The organism is Dietzia cercidiphylli (genome assembly GCF_014145145.1).
GTDB classification, from domain to species: domain Bacteria; phylum Actinomycetota; class Actinomycetes; order Mycobacteriales; family Mycobacteriaceae; genus Dietzia; species Dietzia natronolimnaea.
The window spans coordinates 1-4,660 of the sequence record NZ_JAALEA010000327.1 but is presented as its reverse complement, the minus strand read 5'-3'; the positions used below and the strand labels follow the sequence as shown (position 1 = coordinate 4,660).

The 4,660-nt window shown below is 70.9% G+C and carries 3 protein-coding genes and 1 pseudogene; 3 read left to right on the top strand and 1 reads right to left on the bottom strand.

Going from position 1 to position 4,660, the window contains the following annotated elements; translation table 11 throughout:
• Nucleotides 1-599: pseudogene (locus G6028_RS11860) on the bottom strand (PQQ-binding-like beta-propeller repeat protein); the annotation flags it as partial.
• A gap of 465 nt (nucleotides 600-1,064) precedes the next feature.
• On the opposite strand from G6028_RS11860, the gene G6028_RS11855 reads away from it, so the two are divergent.
• The 3 genes from G6028_RS11855 (at nucleotide 1,065) to G6028_RS11845 (ending at nucleotide 4,606) form a co-directional block, all read left to right on the top strand.
• The gene (locus G6028_RS11855) at nucleotides 1,065-2,696 is read left to right on the top strand and encodes an AMP-binding protein (protein ID WP_179525539.1); all 1,632 of its coding nucleotides are present in this window, start codon (nucleotides 1,065-1,067) and stop codon (nucleotides 2,694-2,696) included.
• A gap of 122 nt (nucleotides 2,697-2,818) precedes the next feature.
• Nucleotides 2,819-3,604 carry an electron transfer flavoprotein subunit beta/FixA family protein gene (locus G6028_RS11850; protein ID WP_179525538.1) on the top strand — a complete coding sequence of 262 codons (786 nt, stop codon included), beginning with the start codon at nucleotides 2,819-2,821 and terminating at the stop codon, nucleotides 3,602-3,604.
• Nucleotides 3,605-3,655: 51 nt separating this feature from the next.
• On the top strand, nucleotides 3,656-4,606 hold the full coding sequence (locus tag G6028_RS11845; protein ID WP_179525537.1) for an electron transfer flavoprotein subunit alpha/FixB family protein: 951 nt from the start codon (nucleotides 3,656-3,658) through the stop codon (nucleotides 4,604-4,606).
• Nucleotides 4,607-4,660 lie beyond the last annotated feature (54 nt).

The following is a 4,660-nucleotide window of genomic DNA, read 5'->3' as shown; positions in this document are numbered from 1 at the left end:
GGGACCCCGAGGCGTCCCCCGGGGAGGCCGGCCCGCCACACCACCTCCAGACGCCCGGCCCCGTCGTCGGTGAACCGCACCGCGACCAGCTCGGGCTCCGGTTCCCCCGGCGTCCAGGCGGTGAGATAGGCGGTCCCGGTCCCCGTGTCGACCGCCGCGGGGCCCGGCGCGGGACACCCGCGTTCGCCGATGCCGCACCACGGCGAGCCGAACCCGGGTGCGGACGGCGCGATCTCGCCGGCGGCCGGCAGTTCGGACGAGGCGTCCAGACCCGTCTGGGTGTTGATCACCCGCACGATCCCCAGGTGGGAGATCACCAGCAGATGGCGGTTGTCGAGCAGCGTGATGGTGGTGGGGATCCCCCGGGTCCCGGCGAACCAGCGGTTCTCACCCTCCGCGGACACCGCACCCACCCCGCCGTACATGGGCACGAACAGAGACCCGCGCCCGTCGACGGTCGCCGTGATCCGCGGTCCGTCCGTCGGCAGGCGCAGACACCACCGCTTGCGCCCGTCGTCCGCGGTCAGCGCGAAGAGATTGCACCCCCGCTCGGAGACGGTGGCCTGGAAGAACGTGCCGATCCCGTCGGAACCGGCCACCCCGGTCGCGGGCGCTCCCAGCGGTCGTGACCAGAGGAGCCCGGGCGACTCGGAGACAGCCGCGTGAGCGCGTCCGGAGTTCGGGGGTCCTCCGGCGACGGACGACCAGCTCGCGGCCTGACCCAGGCGGGCGCCGCCGCTCTCGGTGGCGGACGCGCATCCCGCCGCGATCCCGACCGCCATCGCACCGACCGCCAGAGCCCGCGCGGTGGGTGCGGTCCGCCGCGGAATCGATGCCGGTGCCACTGGAGGTCCCCTTCTCGTCAGATCGTCAGGGGAGAGCGTAGTCCGACCGTCGGCGCGCGGTCCGTCGGACGCACCGGCGGAACTCCTCGACGCGCCGGCAGGGTCGGGGGACAGGGGGGATCGGGGAGTAATCCCCGGGCGCGTGAGGGCCCCCACGGTTACCGTGACCGTGACCACCCGCGACCAGTTCGACACTTCACGAGAGGCGGACCATCCGCGATGACAGCCAGCTCAGGACTCGACACCGCTCTCACCCCGCTGAGCTTCCTGGAGAAGGCCGCTCGTGTGTTCCCCGAGGCGACCGCGGTGGTGGACGGCCCCCGCCGCCAGAGCTACGCGGAGTTCGCCGATCGCGCCACGCGGCTGGCCTCACTCCTGCGGATGCGCGGGGTCGCCCGGGGCGACCGCGTCGGGGTGCTCGCGCCCAACTCCGCCGAGGCGCTGCTCGCACAGTTCGCGGTCCCGCTCGCCGGCGGGGCGGTGGTGGCCCTCAACACCCGCCTCGCGGCCCCGGAGGTCGCGTACATCACCGAGCACGCCGGGATCTCGGTGCTCATCGCCGACGCCGGTCTCCTGGCCGGGCTGGGGGACGAGGTCCCGGAGTCGATCAGTCTGATCCTGGTGACCCCCGACGCCGACGGCACCCAGCCGGACCCGGCCCGCTTCGGTCCCCGCGCCGAGGCGCTGGAGGAGGGTCTGGCACTGGCCTCCCCGCAGCCGGTGTCCTGGGCGGTGGAGGACGAGGACGCCGTGATCGCCGTCAACTACACCTCGGGCACGACGGGGCGCCCGAAGGGCGTCATGTACACCCACCGCGGTGCCTACCTCAACGCCCTCGGGGAGATCATCACCCAGGGACTGGACGCGGACTCGCGCTACCTGTGGACGCTCCCGATGTTCCACTGCAACGGGTGGTGCACGACGTGGGCCCTGACCGGCGCGATGGGCACCCACGTGTGTCTGCGCGCCGTCCGGGGCGATGAGATCTGGAGACTGTTCGACGACGAGGGGATCAACCGCCTCGCCGGCGCCCCGGCGGTGTTGAGCACGATCGCCGACGACCCGGCGGCCCGGCCGGTGACGGGGATCCGCATGGTCACCGCCGGCGCCCCGCCCTCGCCCACGATCCTGCGACGCTTCGAGGACCTGGGCATCGACGTGACGCAGGTGTACGGGCTCACCGAGACCTACGGGCCGTTCACGGTGTGTACGCCCCAGCCCGACTGGGCGGACCTGGACCCGGACGAGCGTGCGGGCCTCAAGTCCCGTCAGGGCGTGGCCATGATCCACGCCGACACGGTCCGGGTGGTCGAGCGGACCAGCCCCGGCGAGAAGCACCTCGTCGACGTCCCGGCCGACGGCGTGACGATGGGCGAGGTCGTCATGACGGGCAACGGCGTGATGAAGGGGTACTTCGCCGACCCCGAGGCCACGGCGACCGCGTTCGCCGGGGGTTGGTTCCACTCGGGCGACCTCGGCGTGATGCACCCGGACGGGTACGTGCAGCTGCTCGACCGCGCCAAGGACGTGGTGGTCTCCGGCGGCGAGAACATCTCCACGATCGAGGTCGAACAGGCGATCGCGGCGCACCCCGACGTGGTGGACTGCGCCGTGGTCTCGATGCCCGACGAGAAGTGGGGTGAGCGTCCGAAGGCGTACGTCGTGGTGAAACCCGGTTCCGACCTCGACGAGGACGGTGTGATCGATCACTGCCGGACCAGGATCGCCCGGTACAAGGTGCCCGGTGCGGTGGAGCTCACCGAGGCCCTGCCGCGCACCTCGACCGGCAAGGTCCGCAAGAACGAACTCCGCGACGCCGCGTGGTCGGGGTGGGACAAGCGCATCAACTGACGGCCCCGCTCCTGCAGGGTGGGCCCGGGTGACGTTATTGTTGTCCCCAGGACCACAATCCGGTGCGCCCGGCCAGTTCGGATCGCACCCAGCCCCGACTCGCAGGAGGTCGACGCAGGCCCATGACGAACATCGTCGTACTGATCAAGCAGGTTCCGGACACCTACTCGGAGCGCAAGCTCTCCGATGGGGACTTCACCCTGGACCGCGAGGCCGCGGACGCGGTCCTCGATGAGATCAATGAGAAGGCCGTTGAGCAGGCTCTCCAGATCAAGGAGGCCGAGGGGGGCGAGGTGACCGTCCTGACCGCCGGTCCCGACCGCGCCACCGAGGCGATCCGCAAGGCCCTGTCGATGGGCGCCGACAAGGCCGTCCACCTCAACGACGAGGCGCTCCACGGCTCGGACGTCGTCCAGACCGCGTGGGCCATCGCCAACGTGCTGGGCACCATCGAGGGCACCGAGCTGGTCATCTGTGGCAACGAGGCCACCGACGGCCGCATGGGCAGCGTCCCGGCCATCATCGCCGAGTACCTGGGCCTGCCGCAGGTCACCCACATGCGCACCCTCGAGGTCTCCGGCGGGACCATCAAGGGTGAGCGGGAGACCGACGAGGGCATCTTCGAGATCGAGGCGTCGCTGCCCTGCGTCGTGTCGGTCGGAGAGAAGATCAACGAGCCGCGGTTCCCCTCCTTCAAGGGCATCATGGCCGCCAAGAAGAAGCCGGTCGAGGTCCTGACGCTGGCCGACACCAACGTCGAGGCCGGCCAGGTGGGCAAGGACAACGCGGCGACCACCGTCACGTCGTCGGTCCCCAAGCCGCCGCGCAGCGCCGGTGAGAAGTTCACCGACGAGGGCGAGGGCGGCAACGAGGTCGCCAAGTACCTCGTCGCGCAGAAGCTCATCTGATCGCGCTCACCCCGACCGACTCCCACCAGTCTTTTTCAAGGAGAATCCACCATGGCTGAAGTCCTCGTCGCGGTCGAGCACGTCGACGGCGAACTCAAGAAGGTCACCCTCGAACTGCTGACCGCCGCACGCGCGCTCGGTGAGCCGTCCGCCGTCGTGTTCGGTGAGACCGGCACCGCCGCAGCGCTCACCGACGCCCTCAAGGAGGCCGGCGCGGAGAAGATCTACGTGGCCGAGGGCGACGCGGTCCAGAACTACCTCGTCACGCCCAAGGTCGACGTCCTCGCCGGGCTCGCCGAGCAGGGCGCGGCGGCGATCGTCCTGGCCGCCACGTTCGAGGGCAAGGAGGTGGCGGGTCGCCTCGCGGCCCGTACCGGTTCCGGCACCCTGTGTGACGTCGTCGAGATCAAGTCCGACGGGTCCGCGGTCCACTCGATCTTCGGTGGCGCGTTCACCGTCGAGGCGACCGTCGCCGGCGACACGCCCATCTACACCCTGCGCCCGGGCGCCGTCGAGGCGTCGCCGTCCGCCGGCGCCGGTGAGGTCGTCGAGGTCGACGTCCCCGAGCCCGAGAACGCCGCCAGGGTCATCTCCCGCAACCCGATCGTCGGTGGCGACCGTCCCGAGCTCACCGAGGCGACCGTCGTCGTCGCCGGTGGTCGTGGCGTGGGTTCGGCGGAGAAGTTCGAAGAGGTCGTCGAGCCGTTGGCCGACTCGCTCAAGGGTGCGGTCGGTGCCTCGCGCGCCGCCGTCGACTCGGGGTACTACCCGGGTCAGTTCCAGGTGGGTCAGACCGGCAAGACCGTGTCGCCGCAGCTGTACATCGCCCTGGGGATCTCGGGCGCCATCCAGCACCGCGCCGGGATGCAGACGTCCAAGACGATCGTCGCCGTGAACAAGGACGAGGAGGCCCCGATCTTCGAGATCGCGGACTACGGCGTCGTCGGCGATCTGTTCAACGTCGCCCCGCAGCTCACCGAGGCCATCAACGCCCGTAAGTGAGTTCGGCGCGACAGCGCCCGGCAGTACCGACCGGACCCCGGCACCCCTGCGGTG